This window comes from Planobacterium oryzisoli, from assembly GCF_015354315.1.
Classification (GTDB): Bacteria; Bacteroidota; Bacteroidia; order Flavobacteriales; family Weeksellaceae; genus Planobacterium_A; species Planobacterium_A oryzisoli.
This window is the reverse complement of the sequence record NZ_JADKYY010000001.1, coordinates 308936-328677: the sequence shown is the minus strand read 5'-3', so window position 1 is coordinate 328677 and position 19742 is coordinate 308936. Positions and strand designations below refer to the sequence as shown.

The following is a 19742-nucleotide window of genomic DNA, read 5'->3' as shown; positions in this document are numbered from 1 at the left end:
AAATACAAATTTACCCATTTTAAACGGAAATAGACTTTTTCCAATACTGATTTATGTTTCCATTCAGAGATAATTAGTACTTTTGAACCATGGATTTGCGCGACCAACTAAGTAAACTTTTTCCCGACCATATTGAGCAGGAATACGAAGTTCCTAAAGAGGAATTCAAGCAGGTGGGTCCTTTGGTTTGCAAGTTTGAGAAGAAAGGTCGCAATGGAAAACCCGTCACATTGATTGAAGGATTCGAAGGTACCGACCAACAACTTAAAACGCTTTCCAAGCAGATCAAAACCAAGCTGGCATTGGGAGGAAGTGAAAAAGACGGAGTAATACTAATACAGGGTGACAACCGTGATAAGGTAATGGAAATCTTAAAATCTATGGGATATTCCACCAAAAGGGTTGGTGGGTAGTATAGGGCTCCCTCTATCAAATGAATCCCTTCACTTTAGAAGGGTTTTTTAATTTATAATAGAATATTTATGAAAACGCATCTCGCTGCATCTGAGCTGGTACTTAACCCAGATGGAAGTGTATACCATTTAAATCTCCATCCCGAGGATATCGCCCATAAGATCATTTTAGTAGGTGATCCAGACCGTGTGGAAAAAGTATCGGCTTTCTTTGATAAGATAGAAGTCAGAAAAAACAAAAGGGAATTCTACACCCATACTGGTATACTACGTGGTGAGCGTATAACTGTAATGTCCTCTGGTATCGGCACCGAGAATATTGACATTGTTATGAATGAGCTGGATGCTCTGGTAAATATTGATTTAAGGAATAAAGTTATTAAAGACCAGCATACTTCTTTAGAGCTATTTAGAATCGGGACCTGTGGATCAGTGAATCCAGAGATTGAAGTAGATAATATGCTCGTGAGTGAAAATGTGGTAGGACTGGACGGTCTGATGCATTTTTACTCGGACTACCAGTTTGAGAATGCGTTCTCACGTTCTTTTTTGGAAGGATTTCCTTATGAGAAAATCCGCAGCATGCTCTATTTCGCGCAAGGCGATTCTTCGATGAAGGCCTATTACTCGGACGCTACGTATCATGGAAATACTGCGACCTTTCCGGGTTTTTATGCTCCTCAGGGAAGAGAGCTAAGACTTCGCTCGGTGGACGATCGTTTCCTAGAGACGCTAAATAGCCTCGGGGTATCCAATTTTGAAATGGAGACATCTGCTATCTATGCCCTCTCCCATCTTTTAGGGCATAAGGCAATCACTGTAAACAACGTTATTGCAAACCGCAGACGTGGTGAATTCTCCAGTGACCACCACGCTTCGGAGAAAAAGATGATTTCCTGGGTATTGGAGCGTATAATTAAATAGCCGACTAGTTATACTTCTATACTTGCTGAACAGTGGCAATCCACAAGGTGGTCCCAAACCATGCCTGTAGCTTGCATATGGGCATACACCACTGTGGAGCCCATAAACTTAAATCCCTTTTTCTTCAAATCGGCTGCTAGGAGATCGGAGAGCTCTGTAGTGGCTGGTATTTCACTTAAAGTTTTAGGAGCGTTTACAATGGGCTGCCCCCCTACAAAATTCCAAATATAATCGCAGAACGTCCCATACTGCTCTCGCACTTCTAAGAAGCGCTGCGCGTTGGTTACGGCGGCACGGATTTTTAGCTGGTTTCGAATTATACCTGCATTTAGCATTAATTTCTGGATCTTATCTTCTTGGTAATGAGCTATGCGTTCGTAACTGAAATCGTCAAAAGCTTCTCTAAAGTTCTCCCTTTTCTTTAGTATGGTATGCCAGCTCAATCCTGCTTGGAAGCTCTCCAAAATCAGAAACTCGAAAAGCACCATGTCGTCGTAGACTGGTCTACCCCATTCGTTGTCGTGGTAATCCCTGTACAACTGGTCCTTTTCACTCCAGGGACATCTTTTTATAGCATCTTGCATAATTAGGTTTTTATTCTTTCAATATTACCATCTTAACAACCCTTTAACGGGCATAGGGTACAGGCTTTGTACCTCTCATAGCACATCAAAAATATTAATTTTAAAAAATTTACATTATGGACAATCGTGATTACAACAGAGCAGAAAATGCAGTTAATGAAGCAAAATGGACTGTTAATGAATACGCCGATAGGGCGAAGGATTATATTCGTGAATCCCGTAGAAACAACCAGGAACCAACTATGGAAGGCTGGTACGAGCGTGCAAAAGCTAATGTTTCTGAAGCATGGGAAGATACAAAAGATGCAGTTTCCAATGCATGGGAAAATACTAAAGATTTTGCAGATGATGCTTGGGACAACACTAAGGATGCAGCACACGATGCTTCTAATGCAACCAGAGATGCAGCAGAAGATGTTAAAACAGAGTGGAAAAAATCAACAAACTAATTTCCATACATATTCTTCTCTAAAGACCGGTTTAACCGGTCTTTTTTTATCTGGTTACCTCGGGGATCACCGCAATACTGCTGTTACCATGCGAGTCTACACTTTGCACCGCAAAAAAATAATTATCTTTCGAATAGGGAAGAGTCAGTTGAAGCTCGCTTGTATAATAGCTTTTTTGCCAGTTGGATTGATCCGTCTCGCGCATTAGTACTCTATATCCTGCGGCTTTTCCCGATTGGGGCGCGGACCAACGAAGGGTGGTAGTGTTGGTTAGTTCACTTACCGGCATCTGCACATTCTCTGGACGTGCGGGGGCTTTGGCCATACTGGCTAAAGCCGCGATATTAAGTTGAGTGTTTTTTCTGTAGTAAAGAAAATCCATAAACTCAATTTTGTCTCCGTATTCAATGCCATTGGATGTGCGAAGGTCCTGGTGTTGGTGGTTATAATTTTCATTGAATTCCGTAATACGAACTCCTGGGTAACCAGCCATAACAAATGCGGTATGATCCCCTCCACGGAGAAAACGGTCGTTCCTATAATTTAGCTTTACTTCCAAATGGTCTACATAAACTTCAGCCTGCTTAATTCTTCGTGCTAGCTGCCTGGATATACCATCGTTTTCCAATCCCAAACTACGTATTCGTGAAGCTTTTTTGTCAAGTTCATAGTACGGTAATCCTTCACTAAAGATACGCACTTGATGGGCGTTGTACTCATTGGTTTCACTTGCCACGGCATTTCCAATCATATCGTTATTCAAGACGCCTTCAATATGCCAATTATTCTTTTTTGCATATTCCACGAGCGAATGTGCTCCTAAAAGTCCCTGTTCCTCACCAGAAAAAGCTACAAAGACGATGGTTGCTGGAAAACGCGCTGAGGAAAGTACTCTTGCGGCTTCCAAAACAGCTCCTACCCCACTTCCGTCGTCGTTGGCTCCTGGCGCATCGGAATGAGCATCCATAACATCGGACACTCGGGAGTCCAAATGCCCTCCAATGATAAACACTCGTTTGTCTAAAGGGTCTGTACCTTTAAGGACTGCTACTGCATTACCCAGATCGGTGGTTCGGTTTATACGTTTACCGTCTGAGACTAGCTGTTTGCTCTGCAAAAACACTTCCATACGTCCGCTAGAATTCTTTGCATAGTTATGGAACTTGGAAAGCACCCATTGCCTTGCAGCGCCAATTCCTCTTTGGGTGTCAGTAGTGGAACTAAGTGTGTGGCGGGTACCAAACGACACTAGTTTTTCAATATGTGCTTTTAAGGAATCCTGATGCACTTTGTCCACATAGGACTGAATTGCAGGGTCCTTGGGAAATGTGCTCTGCCCAGAGAGGACCGAGGCTAAAAACAATGCGCCCGGCAGTAAAAAATTCAGGTGTTTCATTTATAGAGTATGTATTTTTTCAATTAATTCGTCTACTACCAAGACCGGTGTTGCCCAAGAGGTAATGAGTCGTATGGCGTAGTGGTTTTCATCGATTTTTTGCCAGCGGTAGAAATCGTAATGCTTCTCCAGTAGCTCTATTTGGCTGCAGCTTAAAATAGGAAAGATCTGATTGGTACGTGTGACTACCAGCATACGAAAGCCTTTTTTCACGAACGCATCTCCAATACGCTGCGCCATTGCATTGGCATATTGCGCCAATTCAAAATAGAGGTTGTCACCGAGCAATTCCTCAAACTGTATTCCCAAAATACGTCCTTTGGCTAGGAGTCCTCCCCGTTGTTTCATGTAGAAGGCAAACCCTTCAGCAAGCTCAATAGAAGAAAAAACTACCGCTTCTCCCAGCAATGCACCGTTTTTTGTGCCTCCCAGGTAGAAGACGTCGGTATATTGGTATATATCCTTTAATGTAAGGGTGCCCGCGGTAGCCATTAAACCGTGGCCTAGGCGTGCACCGTCCATAAACAAGATAAGGCCCTTTGCTTTACAGAAAGTATAAAGATTGTAGAGTTCCTCTTTACTGTAATGGGTTCCCAACTCTGTAGAATTGGATATATACACTAGTTTGGGTTGGATTTGATGCGGTATGTTGGTGTGGGTATCTAGCACGGGTCCAATGTCTTCGGGGCGAAGTTTGCCCTCAGGAGTCTTTATGCCGTGAATTTTAAATCCAGTAGCTTCTATTGCTCCCGTCTCGTTAGTGCATATATGTCCCGTGTCCGCCGAAATCACACTTTGGTAGCCTTTCAACAGGGACGAAATTACGGTGAGGTTGACCTGCGTTCCACCCGATAGAAAATACACCTCTGCACTCTGGTCCCCGACCCGCTCTCGGATTAAATTCCTGGCATTGGTACTGTGCTTGTCCAATCCGTATCCCGGTTCTTGTAAGGTATTGGAACGAAGCAGCGCTTCTAATATCCGAGGGTGTGCGCCCTCACTGTAGTCGTTTTTAAAGGAGTATTTTGCTGATTGAGTAGTATGCATGGGATTCTAATTGCTATAGTAGCCAGGTAAATTTAGTAAATAGTTTAGACTCCAACGAAACATTATTGTTGCTATATTTGCCGTAAACGACCATCAAATATAGCTATGAGAGAACTTTCCCAAAAAATTCAAGAAATGAGTTTTTCGCAAACCTTTGTAATGTCAAACAAAGTACGTGAATTAAAAGCCCAAGGAATTGATGTGGTGAGTTTAACATTGGGAGAGCCGGATTTTGACGTCCCTGATCATATAAAGAAAGCTGCCCATGAGGCCATCGATAATAATTTCAGTCATTATTCGCCGGTACCTGGATTCATAGAACTTCGAAAAGCCATAGCACATAAATTAAAGCGGGACAATGGTCTTGAATATGCTCCGCAGCAAATCTGTGTTACTAATGGTGCCAAGCAAGCAATTTCCAATCTCCTTACTGCACTAATAAATCCCGGAGACGAGGTTATTTTACCGGCGCCTTATTGGGTGAGCTATAACGAAATGGTGAAAATGGCCGGAGGAACCTCTGTGGTGATACAAACCCGTCTGGAGGATGACTTTAAGATGACGGCAGAGCAGTTGCAACTTGCAATCACTCCTAGAACTAAGGTGCTTTTATACAGTTCTCCTTGCAATCCTTCCGGAAGTTACTATACCCGTGAAGAACTACGTGCTTTGGCAGAGGTCGTGGCTAAGTTTCCACATCTCACCGTTATATCCGATGAGATTTATGAATATATCAACTACGAAACTTCCCATAAGTCTATAGCGTCCTTCCCAGAGGTGTATGAGCAGGTAGCGGTTGTGAATGGAATGTCCAAGGGGTTTGCGATGACCGGATGGAGGATTGGATACAGCGCTGCACCTTTGTGGCTGGCTAATGCTTGCGAGAAAGTCCAGGGCCAGGTCACCAGCGGAGCCAATACCGTTGCACAGCAGGCTGCTATTGCTGCTCTTGAAAAGGATGCTTCGCACTACCGGTATATGGTAGAAGAGTTTAGAAAAAGACGCGACTTAGTATTCTCACTTATGAGCGAGTTACCTGGTTTTAAAGTGCTACTTCCAAAATCTGCATTTTATTTCTATCCCGATATTTCTTATTACTTAGGGAAAACTATTAACGGAAGAGCTATAAATACTTCGGACGATTTCGCTATGCTTCTGCTGGAGGAAGCGCACGTGGGCTGTGTGGGAGGATTGTCCTTTGGTTCACCAGAGTGTATCCGGTTTTCCTACGCCGCAAGTGAAACAGATCTGCGCACTGCCATGGGACGTATTTCTGCTTTCCTTTCTACGGCCTTAATCCAGTAATGTGATAGATAAGGGGGGATTAAAGCCGATCAGCTCCATAGATACTATAAATTGCTATAGGTTTTTTAATAGACAAAAAGTGTGTACTTTTGTACCTGAAAATATTAAACAACGTATAGCTATGTCATTAGTAGGAAAAAAATTCCCAAACATCACTGTAGACGCCATGTCAGAAATGGGTGATGATTTAAGAATCAATGTGTTAGAAGAGGCAACCTCCAATCATCAAAAAGTACTTTTGTTCTGGTATCCAAAGGATTTTACCTTTGTATGTCCTACCGAACTTCATGCCTTTCAGGAAGCACTTGGAGAATTTGAGAAAAGAAATACTAAAGTGATCGGGGCATCATGCGACACCAATGAAGTGCATTTCGCATGGCTGAATACACCGAAGGACAACGGAGGAATCGAAGGAGTTACCTACCCTATCCTTGCAGATACCCACCGTCAACTTGCCAACACACTTGGAATAGTAGATCAAGATTTTGAGTACGATGAAGAAGGAAATGAAACGTTCTCTGGATCGAATGTTACCTACCGTGCTACCTATCTTATTGATGAAACAGGAAAGATCTTCCATGAAGCAGTAAACGATATGCCACTAGGAAGAAATGTAGCCGAGTTCTTGAGACTTATTGATGCCTATACCCATGTGCAGAAGCACGGCGAGGTTTGCCCTGCAAACTGGGAAGAAGGTAAAGAGGCAATGAGCGCCGATAGAAAAGGTGTTGCCGATTATTTGTCCACTCACTAAGAATTATTTTTGGGGTGGGTATTTTCTCACCCCTTTTTTTTAATCAATAAATCAGAATGATATGTATACCGAACTAAATGAAGATACACTGGCGAATCTAGTCAAAGAATCCGATAAAGTAGTTGTGCAATACGGAGCAACATGGTGTGGAAACTGCCGTATTATGAAGCCTAAGTTTAAAAAGCTTGCGTCGGAAAATAGCGATGTGGAATTTTATTATGTAGATGCAGAGAAACTCCCGGAAAGCCGTAAACTAGCCAAGGTAGATAACCTACCCACGTTTGCTATATTCAAGAATGGCGAGCTGGTGGACCAGGTACAAACCAACAAGGCAGAGAGCCTTAATGAATTGTTTTCAAAATTAGCATAACTAAATAAATTACTCCATGAAACTACCCGTAATTAGACAATTTTATCAAAATCAGTCGGTGGAAAACCTAGAAAAGGCACTGGAAGTACTGGAAAGTTTTACCGAGTTCCGAGGCGCCTCGGAGACGGACCTGGACGTTGCAGGTGAGCTGATCACCAATATTTGCGGAGCTTTGGAAGTACACCAAAGCGTAGCTTCAGGGCAAAGTGAAAAAGATGCCCTTAATGGTTTTGCGCAAAAGGTAATGGGCTCGATAGACAAATAAGGTTAGGCACAAACTAAAAATAAAAATTCCGGATGTATCATCCGGAATTTTTCGTTATTAATCGTCCCAACGGTCGTCATTCTTTCTTTTGTCGTATCCTTTACCTTTTTTTCCTTTTTTTCCTTTGTACTGGTCTTGGTAGCGACGGTCCTTGCTATAGTATCCGTTCTGTCTTTTCTTTTGTTGACCATGCGCGTAGTCTCTGGCATGTCCGCCGTAAATCTTTTTAGCTTGTCCAGGAGGAATCTTTCCTGATTGACCGTAGGTTCCGCCACGTGAAAGGATGCCTGGTCGGTTTAAAACACCTGTTCTCTCAAGGATTCTTCCGTTTCGGTACACATCGCCTCTACGGTCCCTGTAGACATCGCCTTGGCGGTATACTTGTCCGTCTGGTGTTCTATACACAGTTCCTCCCGAAGGATATCCTGTATTAGGATAGCGGTTTCCATAGTATGGGTCGGCAGAGCCACAGGAAGCCATTGTAAGTGCTAATCCTCCAGCTAAGAATAATTTCAATACATTTTTCATTTTGATATAATTTAATTACTAATGAAATAGTATTTCCAATGTTTATGCCAAGTATGATAAAATCTTATAATATTTTACTAAAAGATTATATCACTTCTTTTTTCCAGCAGTACAATATCGCGCCATTTCCCCTCCATCTTACCTACCTTGGAGCGGGTGCCTACTACACGGAATCCACATTTTTCATGCAGAGCCAGGGATGCTTTATTTTCTGGAAATATTCCCGACTGTAGCGTCCAAATTCCGTTGGATTCACTTTCCAATATTAATTTCTTAAGGAGAATTTTCCCAATTCCCCTACCCAGATAATTAGTATCCAGATAAATACTCACTTCCGCCACACCGGAAAAACACGCTCTGTTACTGGTAGGTTTTATGGCGGCCCAGCCTAGCACAGTATCGCTAACGTTCAGAAGCACCACTCTGCCAAACCTATGGTGGGTTGTATCCCACTGCTCCCAGCTGGGAACCTCAGAATCAAAAGTTGCCTGTTTGGTCTTTATTCCTTGTGCAAAGATTTCCAGTATCCTCGGACCGTCTTCATCTCTCATAGGTCGTATTTCGTAAAATTCTTCAGTCATATAGCTAAATATTGTACAAAAATAAAGAAACCACGTCTTTTGGACGTGGTTTTAGATCGTAAGATTTTTCTACTTTACCTATTGGAAATCAAAAGTGTAATCGGCATGGAATAGACTGTTTCTTTCTGGTGGTTCTTTATGGAGGCCGGGTCCAGAGTAAAATTTACTTCTTTTAGTATAGAAAGTAGCTCCCTACGTACCTCTGGACATTCGCTCTTGCCTTCTACTAAGTCTAAAGCTCCGGAAGGAAGTACTTCAAAGGACAGTTCGCTCTGAATTTTACCTTCCCTGTATTCAGCGGCGGTAAAGTCAAATCGATCATACAGTGTTGTACGAAGAGACTGAAAACCGTCGTTAGGGCTGACTTCCACGGTTTGAATCTGATTGGATGGTGTTTGGGTCTGAGCTTTCACGAGAGTAGTCACACTAGCTAAGGCAATCCCAATGGTAGTAAATACTATTTTTAAGGTGGTGTTTTTCATATCAATGGTATTCTGTTAATATTCCGTTCACATTTGCGTAATACAAATGTAACAAATAATCAATAATTCCAATGTTAAATTTTCAGTATATGGTGTAGATAGATCCCATTTAAAATGCAAAAGTCCGGATATTCTGTCCGGACTTTTAAATGCATTATATATGAACATAATGTTACATCTCCTTTTTAAGAAACTTGGCCGTTAGGGATTTTCTACTCTTAATTAGCTGTTCCGGTGTTCCTGTGGCAATGATTTCACCACCGTGTTTTCCTCCCTCGGGTCCCACATCAATGATATGGTCCGCTAGTTTTATTACATCCATATTGTGCTCAATAATAATAAAGGAGTTGCCCAGATCCACCAGTTTTGCTATGGCGTCCATCAGAATTTTTACGTCCTCAAAATGAAGTCCAGTAGTGGGTTCGTCCAGAATGTAGAGGGTGTTGCCAGTTTGTCTTTTGGAGAGTTCGGTGGCTAATTTTATTCGCTGCGCTTCGCCTCCTGATAAAGTGGTGGACTGCTGGCCTAACGTGATGTATCCTAGTCCTACATCATACAGAGTCTTGACCTTCGAGAATATTTTTGGAATGGGCTGGAAAAAACCTACTGCCTCCTCAATGGTCATCTCGAGTATATCCGAAATGGACTTTCCTTTGTAACGAACTTCCAAAGTCTCCCTATTAAAGCGTTTCCCGTTGCAGGTCTCGCAGTGTACATACACGTCGGGAAGGAAATTCATCTCTATTACTTTCAGGCCCGCACCTTGGCAAGTCTCGCAGCGCCCTCCTTTAACATTAAAGGAAAAACGCCCAGGCTTATAACCCCTGATTTTACTTTCAGGGAGTTCGGCAAATAGATTTCGGATATCGGCGAACATCCCCGTGTAGGTTGCTGGGTTAGAGCGCGGCGTACGGCCAATAGGTGCCTGGTCGACATCTACTATCTTATCAATATGTTCAATTCCCTCGATACTCTTATAGGGTAAAGGTTCCTGTACACTGCGGTAGAAATGACGGTTAAGGATCGGGTATAACGTTCCGTTGATAAGGGAGGACTTTCCGCTCCCAGAAATACCACTAACCACCACTAATTTTCCCAGAGGTATCTCTATTGTCACATTTTTTAGGTTGTTACCTGTAGCTCCCTTCAAGACAATCTTCTTTCCATTGCCTTCTCTGCGCTCCTTAGGAATTTCTATTTTTTTAGTACCATTGAGATATGCTGCCGTGATGGTATCTGCGTTAAGTAGCTCTTTGGGCGTGCCCTGCCATAGAATTTCTCCGCCAAATTTTCCTGCTCGTGGTCCAATGTCGAGTACATGGTCGGCCTCAAGTATCATATCTTTATCGTGTTCCACTACCAAGACGGAATTCCCTAGGTCTCTTAGATGCTTTAGAGAGTTTATCAAACGTTCGTTATCCCGTTGGTGCAGACCAATACTTGGCTCATCCAGAATGTAGAGTACATTTACGAGTTGGGATCCAATTTGGGTCGCCAGACGGATACGCTGGCTTTCTCCACCGGATAGGGTTCGCGAGCTTCTGGAGAGACTTAAGTATTCCAGCCCAACATCTAGAAGAAACTCCAGGCGGGTTTGAATCTCTTTTAGAATCTCATGCGCAACTACTTTGTTTTTCTCACTAAATGTAGATTCTACCACGGCCAGCCAGGCTTTAAGATCGCCCAGAGAAAGAGCTGCGATTTCGGCTATGTTCTTGCCGTCTATCTTAAAACTAAGACTTTCGCTCTGCAGTCGGGTTCCCTGGCAGGAAGGACACGTTTCCTCTGTGGTAAAGTGTCTCTCGAGTAATGTAGCATCGTAGCTCTCCTTATCGTCTATAATGGTCTCGATATACGATACCAGTCCCTCAAAATTGACCTTGATCTTTTTGGTAATCCCTGCATATTTTAAATCTTTGCTAACTTCCTTGGTAAGACCGAAATAAATATGCTGGATAGCTTCCTTGGATAAATCCTTGAATGGAGTTGAAAGCTCATGGCCATGAAGTTCTAGAATATTTTTGATCTGGCTTACGATCCATTTATTGCTTTTAATGTCTTCCAAAGGTAGTAGTGCTCCGGCAGAGATAGAGAGTTTGGGATTTTCAACAAAATAATCCGTGTTAATCTTCTTGACGCTCCCCAGGCCCTTGCATGTAGGACATGATCCTTTCGGGGAATTGAATGAAAATGTGTTGGGTTCTGGAAGCTGCAGAGACGCGCCCGTATCGTCGTCCATTAGGTTCTTAGAAAAATAGTGCACCTGCGATTCACCCAGGATCTGTATTCCAATGATTCCCTCTCCCATCTCCATTGCAGTTCGCAAGGAACTCTCCATTCGAAGCTCTGTTGCCTTTTCTCCCACGATCCATCGGTCGATAACTATATCTATGTCGTGCGTTTTATAGCGGTCGAGTTTTAAATCGTATTCGATATCGCGTAGCTCTCCATCGATCCTGGCCTGTGCATATCCTTTCTTTGCCAGCTGCATAAAAAGTTCGTGGTAGTGTCCTTTTCGGCTTCGTACAACTGGAGCCAGAAGCATGAGTTTTTGCCCTTGGTAATTCTCTACGATCGTATCTAGTATCTGCTGCTCGGAGTAGCTTACCAATTTCTTTCCTGTGGAAAGCGAATACGCATCGGATACCCGAGCATACAGAAGCCGTAGGAAATCGTACAGCTCTGTAACGGTTCCCACGGTGGACCGAGGATTTTTGTTAGTGGTCTTCTGTTCAATGGCAATTACGGGGGACAGGCCTTCGATCTTATCGACATCGGGACGCTCCAAACCTCCAAGGAATTGCCTTGCGTAGGCAGAAAAGGTCTCAATGTAACGACGCTGACCTTCTGCAAATATGGTATCGAAAGCCAATGAACTTTTACCACTGCCTGACAAACCAGTAATTACTACCAGCTCATTACGTGGAATCTTCACGTCGATGTTTTTAAGGTTGTGCTCCCGGGCACCGTAAATCTCAATATATTCTTTAGAATCACTCATGGGCAACACTGGATGTGAAGGGTGTTTTTTCAAGTACGCAAAATTACGTAAAAATAACGGAGTAAGCTTCTTAAAGGCTGCTTGCCCGATAGCATTGATTTGTAGTAAAAATACTATGCGGTGGAATTTTAACACAAAAAGCAAAAAAGATGTAACCTTTTCGCAACTTCCAACGTATAATTAATTAGAGCCTGTGCATTTTTGCAGGCCGAGAGAAATAAAATGAGACAGCTAAAAATAACAAAACAGGTTACCAATAGAGAAACGGCCTCTTTGGATAAATACCTACAAGAGATTGGAAAAGTGGAACTTATCACCGCAGACGAAGAGGTGGAATTGGCCCAGAGGATTAGAGCCGGAGACCGGGCGGCATTGGAGAAGCTTATCAAAGCGAATCTACGGTTTGTGGTATCGGTTTCCAAGCAATATCAGAACCAGGGACTGTCCCTTCCCGATTTAATTAATGAGGGGAATTTAGGTCTTATGAAGGCGGCTAAAAGGTATGACGAGACCCGCGGATTCAAGTTTATATCCTACGCGGTGTGGTGGATTCGTCAAAGTATTCTCCAGGCACTGGCAGAACAGTCCCGTATCGTTCGTCTGCCTTTAAACAAGATTGGCTCCATCAATAAAATTAATAAGGCCTACGCCCACCTTGAACAGGAAAACGAAAGACCACCTTCTCCTGAAGAACTTGCAGAAGTGCTCGATATGAGTGAAGAAGACATCAAGGAATCTATGAAAAACAGTGGTAGACATCTCTCTATGGATGCTCCCCTTGTGGAAGGTGAAGACAGTAACCTTTACGATGTACTTCGTTCGGGAGAATCCCCAAGTCCCGATAAGGATCTAATGCTGGAGTCCCTACAGATAGAGATCGAGAGAGCACTGCAGACCCTTACTCCGCGGGAAGCCGATCTAGTTAGACTTTATTTTGGTCTGAACGGGAAACACCCTATGACATTGGAAGAAATAGGAGAAACTTTTGACCTTACACGCGAGCGTGTTCGCCAGATCAAGGAAAAAGCCATTAAAAGGCTCAAGCACAATACCAGAAGCAAAATTCTGAAATCCTATTTAGGAAAATAACACAAAGGCAGATTCCACTGAATCTGCCTTTTTTTATGACTTTTTGTTTACTATCTCCTTTCGAACTCTACTTAAACTCTCTGGGGTTATTCCCAAGTAGGAAGCCACCATCCACTGGGGTACGCGCTGCATTATGTTAGGATACATTTTAATAAAGTTCAAATACCGTTCCTGGGCTGTTTCTGCGAGAAGGGAATTAATCCGGTTCTGCAGTCCGCGTATATGCTTTTGAAGCAGCAGATCGTTGCTTGTAATCGTTCCCGGAAACTGGACCTTTAAGTTAGAGAAAAAATCGGGGCTGAGTGCCAGGACTTGAGAATCCTCTGTGGCATCAATATAATAATTGGATTTTTCATTGAAATACAAGGAACTTCGGTCCGAGATAAGCCAAGTTTCGGGAGCAAATTGAATGATATGCTCTTTTCCTGCCCGGTCTATCGAGTACATTCTAAGTAGGCCGGCCTCTACAAAATAGGTATGCTTACAAATTTCTCCCGCTTGAAGAAGCATTTCTCCCTTGGCCACGTGTTTTAAAGTATACATACTTCCGCACTGAGAAACTGCCTCAGAGGGTATTTCCAGCACTTTGGAAAGGTATTTTGCAATGTTTGTTTCCATGGAGTTAGTTCTCCACCAAAGATAAGGAAATGTCCTGATGTGACGCATGACGCGCAACCTTCCCTTGCTTTAGTACCAATAACTGCGGACTTTGATGGGTAACCGCAAATTTACTTGCAATAAGATTGGAAAGATCCCTGCATGCAAGCAAATCCAGATAGTAAAAGCGTGCATCACTCTGACTATTTTTTACCTGGTTTTCAAATTGACGCAGCACGGTTTTGCTAATAAAGCACCGGGTGGAATGTTTAAATATAACAACCGTTTGGCTATGAGAAGCCTCTACGGCCTCCTGTAGGTCCTGGGTCGAACACATTTTATTCCAAAACGTTCCTGAATCGTCATTTGGTTCCTGCTTCGAGGATGAAAAAATATTAGAAAAGAAACTCATACTCCGAATTGTTTTAGATGGTGATTTAGATGTTTATAGTGCATATAGCCCCAGCGTTTAGAACTCATCCTTCCAAACAGCGCATGCTCGTAGAGCAGTTGCTTGCAGCGTGCTTTCTCCACGCAACGGTCCAAGGCTTCTATCAATTCAACTTTGGACTTTTCAAAATTACACCGTTCAGTTACCACGACCTCCTTGAATGTCGGCATCGAACGGGGTATTCCATTTCCAAAGATATACATTTCGTACTTGGTTATAATTCCAATCACCTTTAGTAATGGATGGATTTTAGGTAGTATAATATCCCCACAGGAAATATCGATGATTTTTCTACAGTGCCTAAGCATCTGGCTACTGTTCATCTTTCCCCACTTTTTCGCACTTTCTGGCGTTAGAGTGTGGATCCGTTTTTTTAACTCCATTAAATCATTGTTACTGAGAATAGACTTTCTCTTCACCATCCTTTCTCAATACAAAGATTTTGGATATGGGCTAGATGGTGGTGGCAGTGCCAAGCACAATAGCTTAGACCGTGCCTAAGCGGTATATCCCGATTTTGCTCCACATCATGGAAGGTCATCTCCAGCTCCCTGTTAGTAAGTGATTTTAATTCGTACACCCACCGTTTGTGCAGCCCTTTGATAATCTGTAGGGCCGGTTTAATATCAATGGAGAAACTATCCTGAAGTTCTGCCCAAGAGCTTTGACAGAAACTACGGATTTGAGGATTTTCCTCCGTCAGGGCCATCTTGAAATTAAGGTATTTTGCCATGTGGCAATCGGCAAGGTGATTTACCAGCTGGCGCACCGTCCAACCCCCTTCTCTATAAGGAGTGTCCAATTGGAAGTCGTCGAGTTCACTCACCAGAGCTTTTAGCCGCGGATAAAATTCCTTGATGGTGTTGATATGGTGGTCGGTATCGATGTCACTTATTTCTTTCGGCTCCACGTAGGGGCCTATAGGATAGCGTTTGTCTGGTATAGGAGTCATATTTGTTTCTCGTTATAAAATTTTCTTGACATGTTGGCCTGAATTTGGCTACTGGCGCCTTATTTGTAAATTTACTTTATCCTAAGTAAGCCTCCTTACAGTTTGCACGGGATTAATTATATTTTAAAAATTTCATCAACCTTAATAGAGCATGCGCGCATGAAAAAAGCACTGATAATTGTCGACGTACAGAATGATTTCTGTCAAGGTGGATCCTTAGAGGTTCCTCAGGCCAATCAGATCATTCCTTATATCAATTTACTTATGCAGGAGAACAGCTACGATCAGATAATCCTCACGCAGGATTTCCATCCAGCGGGACATAAAAGCTTTGCTTCCTCAAATAGAGCCCAAATAGGTGATACGATTGACCTGGAGGGGAATGCTCAGTTCATGTGGCCAGACCATTGCGTACAAGGCAGCATTGGAGCAGAATTCCACGAAGATCTAAACCTAGAGAAAGTCCACCACATCGTTCAGAAAGGTACCCAAATGAATGTGGATAGCTACAGTGGATTTTGGGATAACAATAAAAGGCACAAAACCGATCTGGACGATTACCTTCGGTTTCATGAAATAGAACTTGTAGAGATTTGTGGTCTGGCTTTAGACTACTGCGTGAAGTTTACTGCTTTGGACGCTCAGGATCTTGGGTATATCACCTGCGTGCATTTTCAAGGTACCAGAGCGGTAAATGTGCAGCCCCACAATGGAAGGGATGCCATTTATCAGATGCTTGAAAAAGGCGTCACCTTTTTGGGTTAGTACGGACTCTGTATGCATAAAAAAACCGAACGCGTGGTTCGGTTTTTTTGCTGCCGTTAAAGCATCTTAAGATTGTTGACCTCCAATTCTGTGAGTATTCTCCAGTGGCCTCTTTTGACATTTTTCTTGGTAAGACCAGCAAACATTACTCTATCGAGAGTCTCCACCTCATAACCAAGCTTTTGAAATATCCTACGCACCACACGGTTCCATCCAATATGAAGTTCGATACCTATCTCGTTCTTTGGTTTCCCCTCAATGTAGGAAATACTATCTACCTCCGCGATACCTTCGTCCAGGCGAATGCCTTCAGAAATCGTTTTTAGATCATCCGGAGAAAGTTTACGGTCCAGAGTTACGTGGTATATTTTACGCACACCAAAGGAAGGATGCGTCAGCTTTTTTGTCAGGTGACCATCATTGGTAAGAAGTATTACTCCTGTGGTGGTGCGGTCGAGTCTTCCCACTGGAAACAAGCGGTACGGAGAGGCATTGGCTACAAGATCCATCACGGTCTTGCGTGCCTTCTCGTCTTTAGTGGTAGAGATATAGCCCTTAGGTTTGTTTAGGATTACATAGACCGGTTTTTCCGGCGTGATGTTCTGTCCATCAAAAATCACACGGTCGGTTTTTTGTACTTGGTACCCCATCTCGGTTACCACTTTACCATTAACCTGAACCAGGCCTTGTGTGATTAGCTCATCGGCTTCACGACGGCTGCAAATACCGGAATTAGCAATGTACTTGTTTAGTCGAATTGTATCTTTTTGAATATCTTTCTCGATCTTTTTCAGTCGACGCTGCTGCACGAAATTGCGGTTGCGGTCTTCTCTTTCAGAATCTCGACCGAACGGTTTTTTCTTGTATTTGAGATCTCCTTTTTCGTATTTCTCCCGGCTGTCAAAACTACTGTAGGTTTTTTTTGCCCCCGGTTTTTTAAACTTCTTCTCAAATGCCTTGGCTTCGCCAGGGGAAAGAAGACGAGGCTCTCTGACTTTTTCCGGCTTTGAGACGCGAGAAGCGGAGTCTTTTTTAGCTGGCGCTTTAAAAGCATCCTTACCAGGTTTACTGTATTTCTTTGGGTCTCGGCTCATTGTACTTTAATTTTTGCAAAGATAGTCAAATAAATTCCACAAATGCTTAGAGCTACAAATGCGCCATTATAAACCCATGCTTTAGTTACCTCGGTAGGTCGAATAACCGAACGGAGAAAGCGTTATTGGAACATGGTAATGGGTCTGGTCTGAAATTTCAAAAACTACTTCAATGAAAGGATAGAAGCTTTTTTGGTTTTTAGAGGCAAAGTACGGCGCTGTCCAATAAACAAGTTTGTAAATTCCGTCATTGTTTTTTTGCTTGGGCAGAAAATCCTTTATTCTTCCGTTGGAATCCGTCCTTTTTTTATCAAGGGTCTCCCAGGATTTTGATGCGCTGTGAAACTTTTCCAACTGGATTTCTACTCCCGCAGCCCCTGTACCGGTGCTTATGTCCAAAATGTGGCTAGAGAGTTGGTAGGTATTCTGCCCGTAATGCAGCGAGGTGGCAAAAGCCAATAGTAAGATAAAAAATACTTTTTTCATAAGTTTTGGTATTGATGATTTATAGATTTGTTAGAAATGTATTTGCCTGCTCTGCTAGTGCCTGGTCCAATTCCGGACCAGCGCCCGAGATTCCAATGGCGCCCACCAGTGCACCCTCATAGTACAATGGCTGACCTCCGGCAAGAAGTAGCAATGACTCGATGGTATTTAGATTCATCGTGTCACTATGCTGCTGTGCTCTTCTAAGAAGGGTAAGCGTCGCAGTTTTGGTTGATAAAGGGGTAAGGTTTTCTTCTCTGAGGCCTGCGTATTATGCGGTCCTACTCCATCGCCCTTAATTACCACAATTACAGTACCTGAGGCATCCACTACAACCACAGTGATAGTTTTACCTTGTAATGCAGCATTTTGTATGGTATGTTCTGCTACTTGCAAAGCACCCTTAGAGGTTAGATTAGATATTGTGCGCACAGAGGAATTCTCCGAACCCTTTTGAGCAAAGCTCCACGTACTGATAAGAAATAGAAAAGTTGGTAAGTATACTTTAATTATATTCATTACGATACTTTGTACAAAAGTACACCAAAAACCAGAAGCAGAAATTGATCTAAATCAATCCCAGTCTTTTTTTAATCGGCTAAGAGTGGAGGGAGAAATACCAAGATAGGAAGCGAGCATTTTTCCTGTAATTCGTTCTAGAAGTTCCGCTCGGTTTTTCTTTAACCATAGAAGTTTCTCCTTCGTGTCTTCGCCTTGGAAGCTGTAAATCCGGCGCTGTGGATTTGTGAAACCTTCTTCCAATTTCTCCCTGTACAGCTTTGGAAAGAACGGATCGTTCTTCACAAGGTCGTGAAAATCATTGCGCTTAATTTGTAGCAAACTGCTTTCTTCGATAGCTTCCAAATACTCCTCAGCTTACCGGTTTTCAATAAAGGCAGGCAAGGCGGTAATGAACATGTTCTCAAAGGCAAAATAACGGCATATTTCTTCTCCCGAATGGCTTAAGTTAAAAATGCGGAGGACGCCTTGCTCAATGAAATAATAATGCTGGCATTTTTCAAATGGAGTCACTAGTTGTGTACCCTTCTGAACGTTAAGGAGCGTGAATAATGGAGCAATACACTCGTTAAAATGCGGGACGGGCATTCCCCGCGAACAAAAAAACTGCTCTAGAGAGAAAAGGGCATCCATAGTTGTATCTCAATAAAAGAGTGGCTGGAATAAGATAAAAAAAATCCGGCAGAGATCATCTATGCCGGAAAATAATTATAGCGGGTAAATTCGATTAGCCTTTTAAAGCCTTTATCTTTTCCGTTAATTTTGGAACAATTTCCAAAGCATCTCCAACCACGCCGTAGTCTGCAGACTTGAAAAAAGGTGCTTCTGGATCATTGTTAATAACTACAATGGTTTTTGAAGAATTCACACCAGCTAAGTGCTGGATTGCTCCAGAAATTCCCACTGCAATATAAAGATTTGGAGCTATGGCTTTTCCGGTTTGCCCCACATGCTCACTATGTGGTCTCCATCCGATATCCGACACCGGTTTGGAACATGCAGTAGCAGCCCCTAATACTTCAGCAAGTTCTTCAATCATACCCCAGTTCTCCGGTCCTTTCATACCTCTACCAGCTGAGACAACAATTTCGGCTTCCTTCAAGTCGAGTTTGCCAGAAGACTGTTCGTGCGAGAGCACTTTAGTATCTTCATTCGCGATGCTCATAGCACGGGTTTCTTCGGATCCATCCACTCGATTCTCTTTGGTTCCAAAAGCATTTTGTGAGACGGTCAAGACTACTTTGTCACCTTCTGCCTGCGCATTCATAAAACCTTTTCCCGAGAAAGCTTTTCTTTTCACCGTAACGGGCGCTGTGGAAGATGGAGCTTCTAGTACATTTGTGATAAGAGCGTACCCATTTTCTACTGCAAACATTGGAGCAATTGAGGAGGCATCGGTAGTATGCGGGAATACTACAATATTTCCATCGGCAATTTCCCCTAGCGCCTTAGCGTAGGCTCGGGCACTGAAAGACTTGAGGTGTTCATCCTGGATGTTCACCACTTTAGTTGCACCATACCCGTAGAGCTTATCTGCTGGGTCGGTCGGATTCACCGCTAGTGCAGTCACTGTGTCTTGTAGTTGGTCTGCAATTTCCTTAGCGTAAGATACAGCCTCAAAAGCCGCTTTCTTATACGATCCGTTTATGTTTTCTGCGTATACAAATACTGCCATAACTTTTTCTGCTTA

At 42.9% G+C, this 19742-nt stretch carries 27 protein-coding genes; 9 read left to right on the top strand and 18 right to left on the bottom strand.

Annotated elements, in window-relative coordinates; translation table 11 throughout:
• Positions 1 to 89: 89 nt before the first annotated feature.
• Together IC612_RS01545 and IC612_RS01540 are read left to right on the top strand one after the other, a co-directional pair.
• Entirely contained in the window at positions 90 to 413 is a 324-nt protein-coding gene (locus IC612_RS01545) for a translation initiation factor (protein WP_194738401.1), read from the top strand.
• A 69-nt stretch (positions 414 to 482) separates the two neighbouring features.
• Positions 483 to 1337 carry a nucleoside phosphorylase gene (locus IC612_RS01540; protein WP_194738400.1) on the top strand — a complete coding sequence of 285 codons (855 nt, stop codon included), beginning with the start codon at positions 483 to 485 and terminating at the stop codon, positions 1335 to 1337.
• 8 nt (positions 1338 to 1345) lie between these two features.
• Here IC612_RS01540 and IC612_RS01535 read toward each other — a convergent pair whose 3' ends face one another.
• Complete coding sequence (locus tag IC612_RS01535) at positions 1346 to 1921, bottom strand: DNA-3-methyladenine glycosylase I (RefSeq protein ID WP_194738399.1); 576 nt, start codon at positions 1919 to 1921, stop codon at positions 1346 to 1348.
• 116 nt (positions 1922 to 2037) lie between these two features.
• On the opposite strand from IC612_RS01535, the gene IC612_RS01530 reads away from it, so the two are divergent.
• Positions 2038 to 2370: a hypothetical protein gene (locus IC612_RS01530; RefSeq protein WP_194738398.1), complete on the top strand. Its 333-nt coding sequence runs from the start codon at positions 2038 to 2040 to the stop codon at positions 2368 to 2370.
• A gap of 46 nt (positions 2371 to 2416) precedes the next feature.
• Here IC612_RS01530 and IC612_RS01525 read toward each other — a convergent pair whose 3' ends face one another.
• Positions 2417 to 3766: a M28 family metallopeptidase gene (locus IC612_RS01525; protein WP_194738397.1), complete on the bottom strand. Its 1350-nt coding sequence runs from the start codon at positions 3764 to 3766 to the stop codon at positions 2417 to 2419.
• Positions 3767 to 4813: a threonine aldolase family protein gene (locus IC612_RS01520; protein ID WP_194738396.1), complete on the bottom strand. Its 1047-nt coding sequence runs from the start codon at positions 4811 to 4813 to the stop codon at positions 3767 to 3769.
• Positions 4814 to 4918: 105 nt separating this feature from the next.
• Here IC612_RS01520 and IC612_RS01515 point away from each other — a divergent pair, with 105 nt between their 5' ends.
• The 4 genes from IC612_RS01515 to IC612_RS01500 all read left to right on the top strand — a co-directional run bounded on the left by IC612_RS01515 (position 4919) and on the right by IC612_RS01500 (position 7507).
• On the top strand, positions 4919 to 6118 hold the full coding sequence (locus tag IC612_RS01515) for a pyridoxal phosphate-dependent aminotransferase (RefSeq protein ID WP_194738395.1): 1200 nt from the start codon (positions 4919 to 4921) through the stop codon (positions 6116 to 6118).
• Positions 6119 to 6239: 121 nt separating this feature from the next.
• Positions 6240 to 6872, top strand: coding sequence for a peroxiredoxin (locus IC612_RS01510; protein ID WP_194738394.1), 633 nt, complete (start codon positions 6240 to 6242; stop codon positions 6870 to 6872).
• A 61-nt stretch (positions 6873 to 6933) separates the two neighbouring features.
• Positions 6934 to 7242: a thioredoxin family protein gene (locus IC612_RS01505; protein WP_194738393.1), complete on the top strand. Its 309-nt coding sequence runs from the start codon at positions 6934 to 6936 to the stop codon at positions 7240 to 7242.
• A 16-nt stretch (positions 7243 to 7258) separates the two neighbouring features.
• A complete protein-coding gene (locus IC612_RS01500; RefSeq protein ID WP_194738392.1) occupies positions 7259 to 7507 on the top strand; it encodes a DUF6952 family protein in 249 nt (82 codons plus the stop codon).
• A 57-nt stretch (positions 7508 to 7564) separates the two neighbouring features.
• On the opposite strand, the gene IC612_RS01495 is transcribed toward IC612_RS01500, so the two are convergent.
• The 4 genes from IC612_RS01495 to uvrA form a co-directional block, all read right to left on the bottom strand.
• Positions 7565 to 8035 carry a hypothetical protein gene (locus IC612_RS01495; protein ID WP_194738423.1) on the bottom strand — a complete coding sequence of 157 codons (471 nt, stop codon included), beginning with the start codon at positions 8033 to 8035 and terminating at the stop codon, positions 7565 to 7567.
• Positions 8036 to 8112: 77 nt separating this feature from the next.
• Positions 8113 to 8616 carry a GNAT family N-acetyltransferase gene (locus IC612_RS01490; protein ID WP_194738391.1) on the bottom strand — a complete coding sequence of 168 codons (504 nt, stop codon included), beginning with the start codon at positions 8614 to 8616 and terminating at the stop codon, positions 8113 to 8115.
• A gap of 74 nt (positions 8617 to 8690) precedes the next feature.
• Positions 8691 to 9098, bottom strand: a complete 408-nt coding sequence (locus IC612_RS01485) for a hypothetical protein (protein ID WP_194738390.1) — start codon at positions 9096 to 9098, stop codon at positions 8691 to 8693.
• 172 nt (positions 9099 to 9270) lie between these two features.
• Entirely contained in the window at positions 9271 to 12099 is a 2829-nt protein-coding gene (gene uvrA / locus IC612_RS01480; RefSeq protein ID WP_194738389.1) for an excinuclease ABC subunit UvrA, read from the bottom strand.
• Positions 12100 to 12321: 222 nt separating this feature from the next.
• Here uvrA and IC612_RS01475 point away from each other — a divergent pair, with 222 nt between their 5' ends.
• Entirely contained in the window at positions 12322 to 13188 is an 867-nt protein-coding gene (locus IC612_RS01475) for a sigma-70 family RNA polymerase sigma factor (RefSeq protein ID WP_194738388.1), read from the top strand.
• Between the two features lie 33 nt (positions 13189 to 13221).
• On the opposite strand, the gene IC612_RS01470 is transcribed toward IC612_RS01475, so the two are convergent.
• From IC612_RS01470 to IC612_RS01455, 4 genes are read right to left on the bottom strand one after another with little or no spacing between them, the layout of a single operon-like run.
• Positions 13222 to 13806 (bottom strand): Crp/Fnr family transcriptional regulator, encoded by a 585-nt coding sequence (locus IC612_RS01470; protein ID WP_194738387.1) that lies wholly within the window; start codon positions 13804 to 13806, stop codon positions 13222 to 13224.
• Between the two features lie 4 nt (positions 13807 to 13810).
• A complete protein-coding gene (gene ytxJ, locus IC612_RS01465) occupies positions 13811 to 14197 on the bottom strand; it encodes a bacillithiol system redox-active protein YtxJ (RefSeq protein ID WP_194738386.1) in 387 nt (128 codons plus the stop codon).
• On the bottom strand, positions 14194 to 14658 hold the full coding sequence (locus IC612_RS01460) for a DUF1569 domain-containing protein (RefSeq protein ID WP_228512820.1): 465 nt from the start codon (positions 14656 to 14658) through the stop codon (positions 14194 to 14196). Before IC612_RS01460 ends, ytxJ begins: the two co-directional genes overlap by 4 nt.
• Positions 14652 to 15188 carry a YfiT family bacillithiol transferase gene (locus IC612_RS01455; RefSeq protein WP_194738384.1) on the bottom strand — a complete coding sequence of 179 codons (537 nt, stop codon included), beginning with the start codon at positions 15186 to 15188 and terminating at the stop codon, positions 14652 to 14654. Before IC612_RS01455 ends, IC612_RS01460 begins: the two co-directional genes overlap by 7 nt.
• Before the next feature lie 159 nt (positions 15189 to 15347).
• Here IC612_RS01455 and pncA point away from each other — a divergent pair, with 159 nt between their 5' ends.
• Complete coding sequence (pncA, locus tag IC612_RS01450) at positions 15348 to 15953, top strand: bifunctional nicotinamidase/pyrazinamidase (protein WP_194738383.1); 606 nt, start codon at positions 15348 to 15350, stop codon at positions 15951 to 15953.
• 56 nt (positions 15954 to 16009) lie between these two features.
• On the opposite strand, the gene IC612_RS01445 is transcribed toward pncA, so the two are convergent.
• The 7 genes from IC612_RS01445 to IC612_RS01415 form a co-directional block, all read right to left on the bottom strand.
• Positions 16010 to 17047 (bottom strand): pseudouridine synthase, encoded by a 1038-nt coding sequence (locus IC612_RS01445; protein ID WP_194738382.1) that lies wholly within the window; start codon positions 17045 to 17047, stop codon positions 16010 to 16012.
• Positions 17048 to 17128: 81 nt separating this feature from the next.
• Positions 17129 to 17533 carry a hydroxyisourate hydrolase gene (uraH, locus tag IC612_RS01440; RefSeq protein WP_194738381.1) on the bottom strand — a complete coding sequence of 135 codons (405 nt, stop codon included), beginning with the start codon at positions 17531 to 17533 and terminating at the stop codon, positions 17129 to 17131.
• 19 nt (positions 17534 to 17552) lie between these two features.
• On the bottom strand, positions 17553 to 17711 hold the full coding sequence (locus IC612_RS10045) for a heme-binding protein (protein WP_262892244.1): 159 nt from the start codon (positions 17709 to 17711) through the stop codon (positions 17553 to 17555).
• Positions 17708 to 18052 carry a heme-binding protein gene (locus tag IC612_RS01430; protein WP_194738380.1) on the bottom strand — a complete coding sequence of 115 codons (345 nt, stop codon included), beginning with the start codon at positions 18050 to 18052 and terminating at the stop codon, positions 17708 to 17710. The genes IC612_RS10045 and IC612_RS01430 overlap by 4 nt, the downstream gene beginning before the upstream one ends.
• Positions 18053 to 18106: 54 nt before the next feature.
• On the bottom strand, positions 18107 to 18397 hold the full coding sequence (locus tag IC612_RS01425) for a Crp/Fnr family transcriptional regulator (protein ID WP_194738379.1): 291 nt from the start codon (positions 18395 to 18397) through the stop codon (positions 18107 to 18109).
• Between the two features lie 12 nt (positions 18398 to 18409).
• A complete protein-coding gene (locus IC612_RS01420; RefSeq protein ID WP_194738378.1) occupies positions 18410 to 18685 on the bottom strand; it encodes a cyclic nucleotide-binding domain-containing protein in 276 nt (91 codons plus the stop codon).
• Positions 18686 to 18779: 94 nt separating this feature from the next.
• Positions 18780 to 19727 (bottom strand): electron transfer flavoprotein subunit alpha/FixB family protein, encoded by a 948-nt coding sequence (locus IC612_RS01415; RefSeq protein ID WP_194738377.1) that lies wholly within the window; start codon positions 19725 to 19727, stop codon positions 18780 to 18782.
• Between the last annotated feature and the right edge of the window lie 15 nt (positions 19728 to 19742).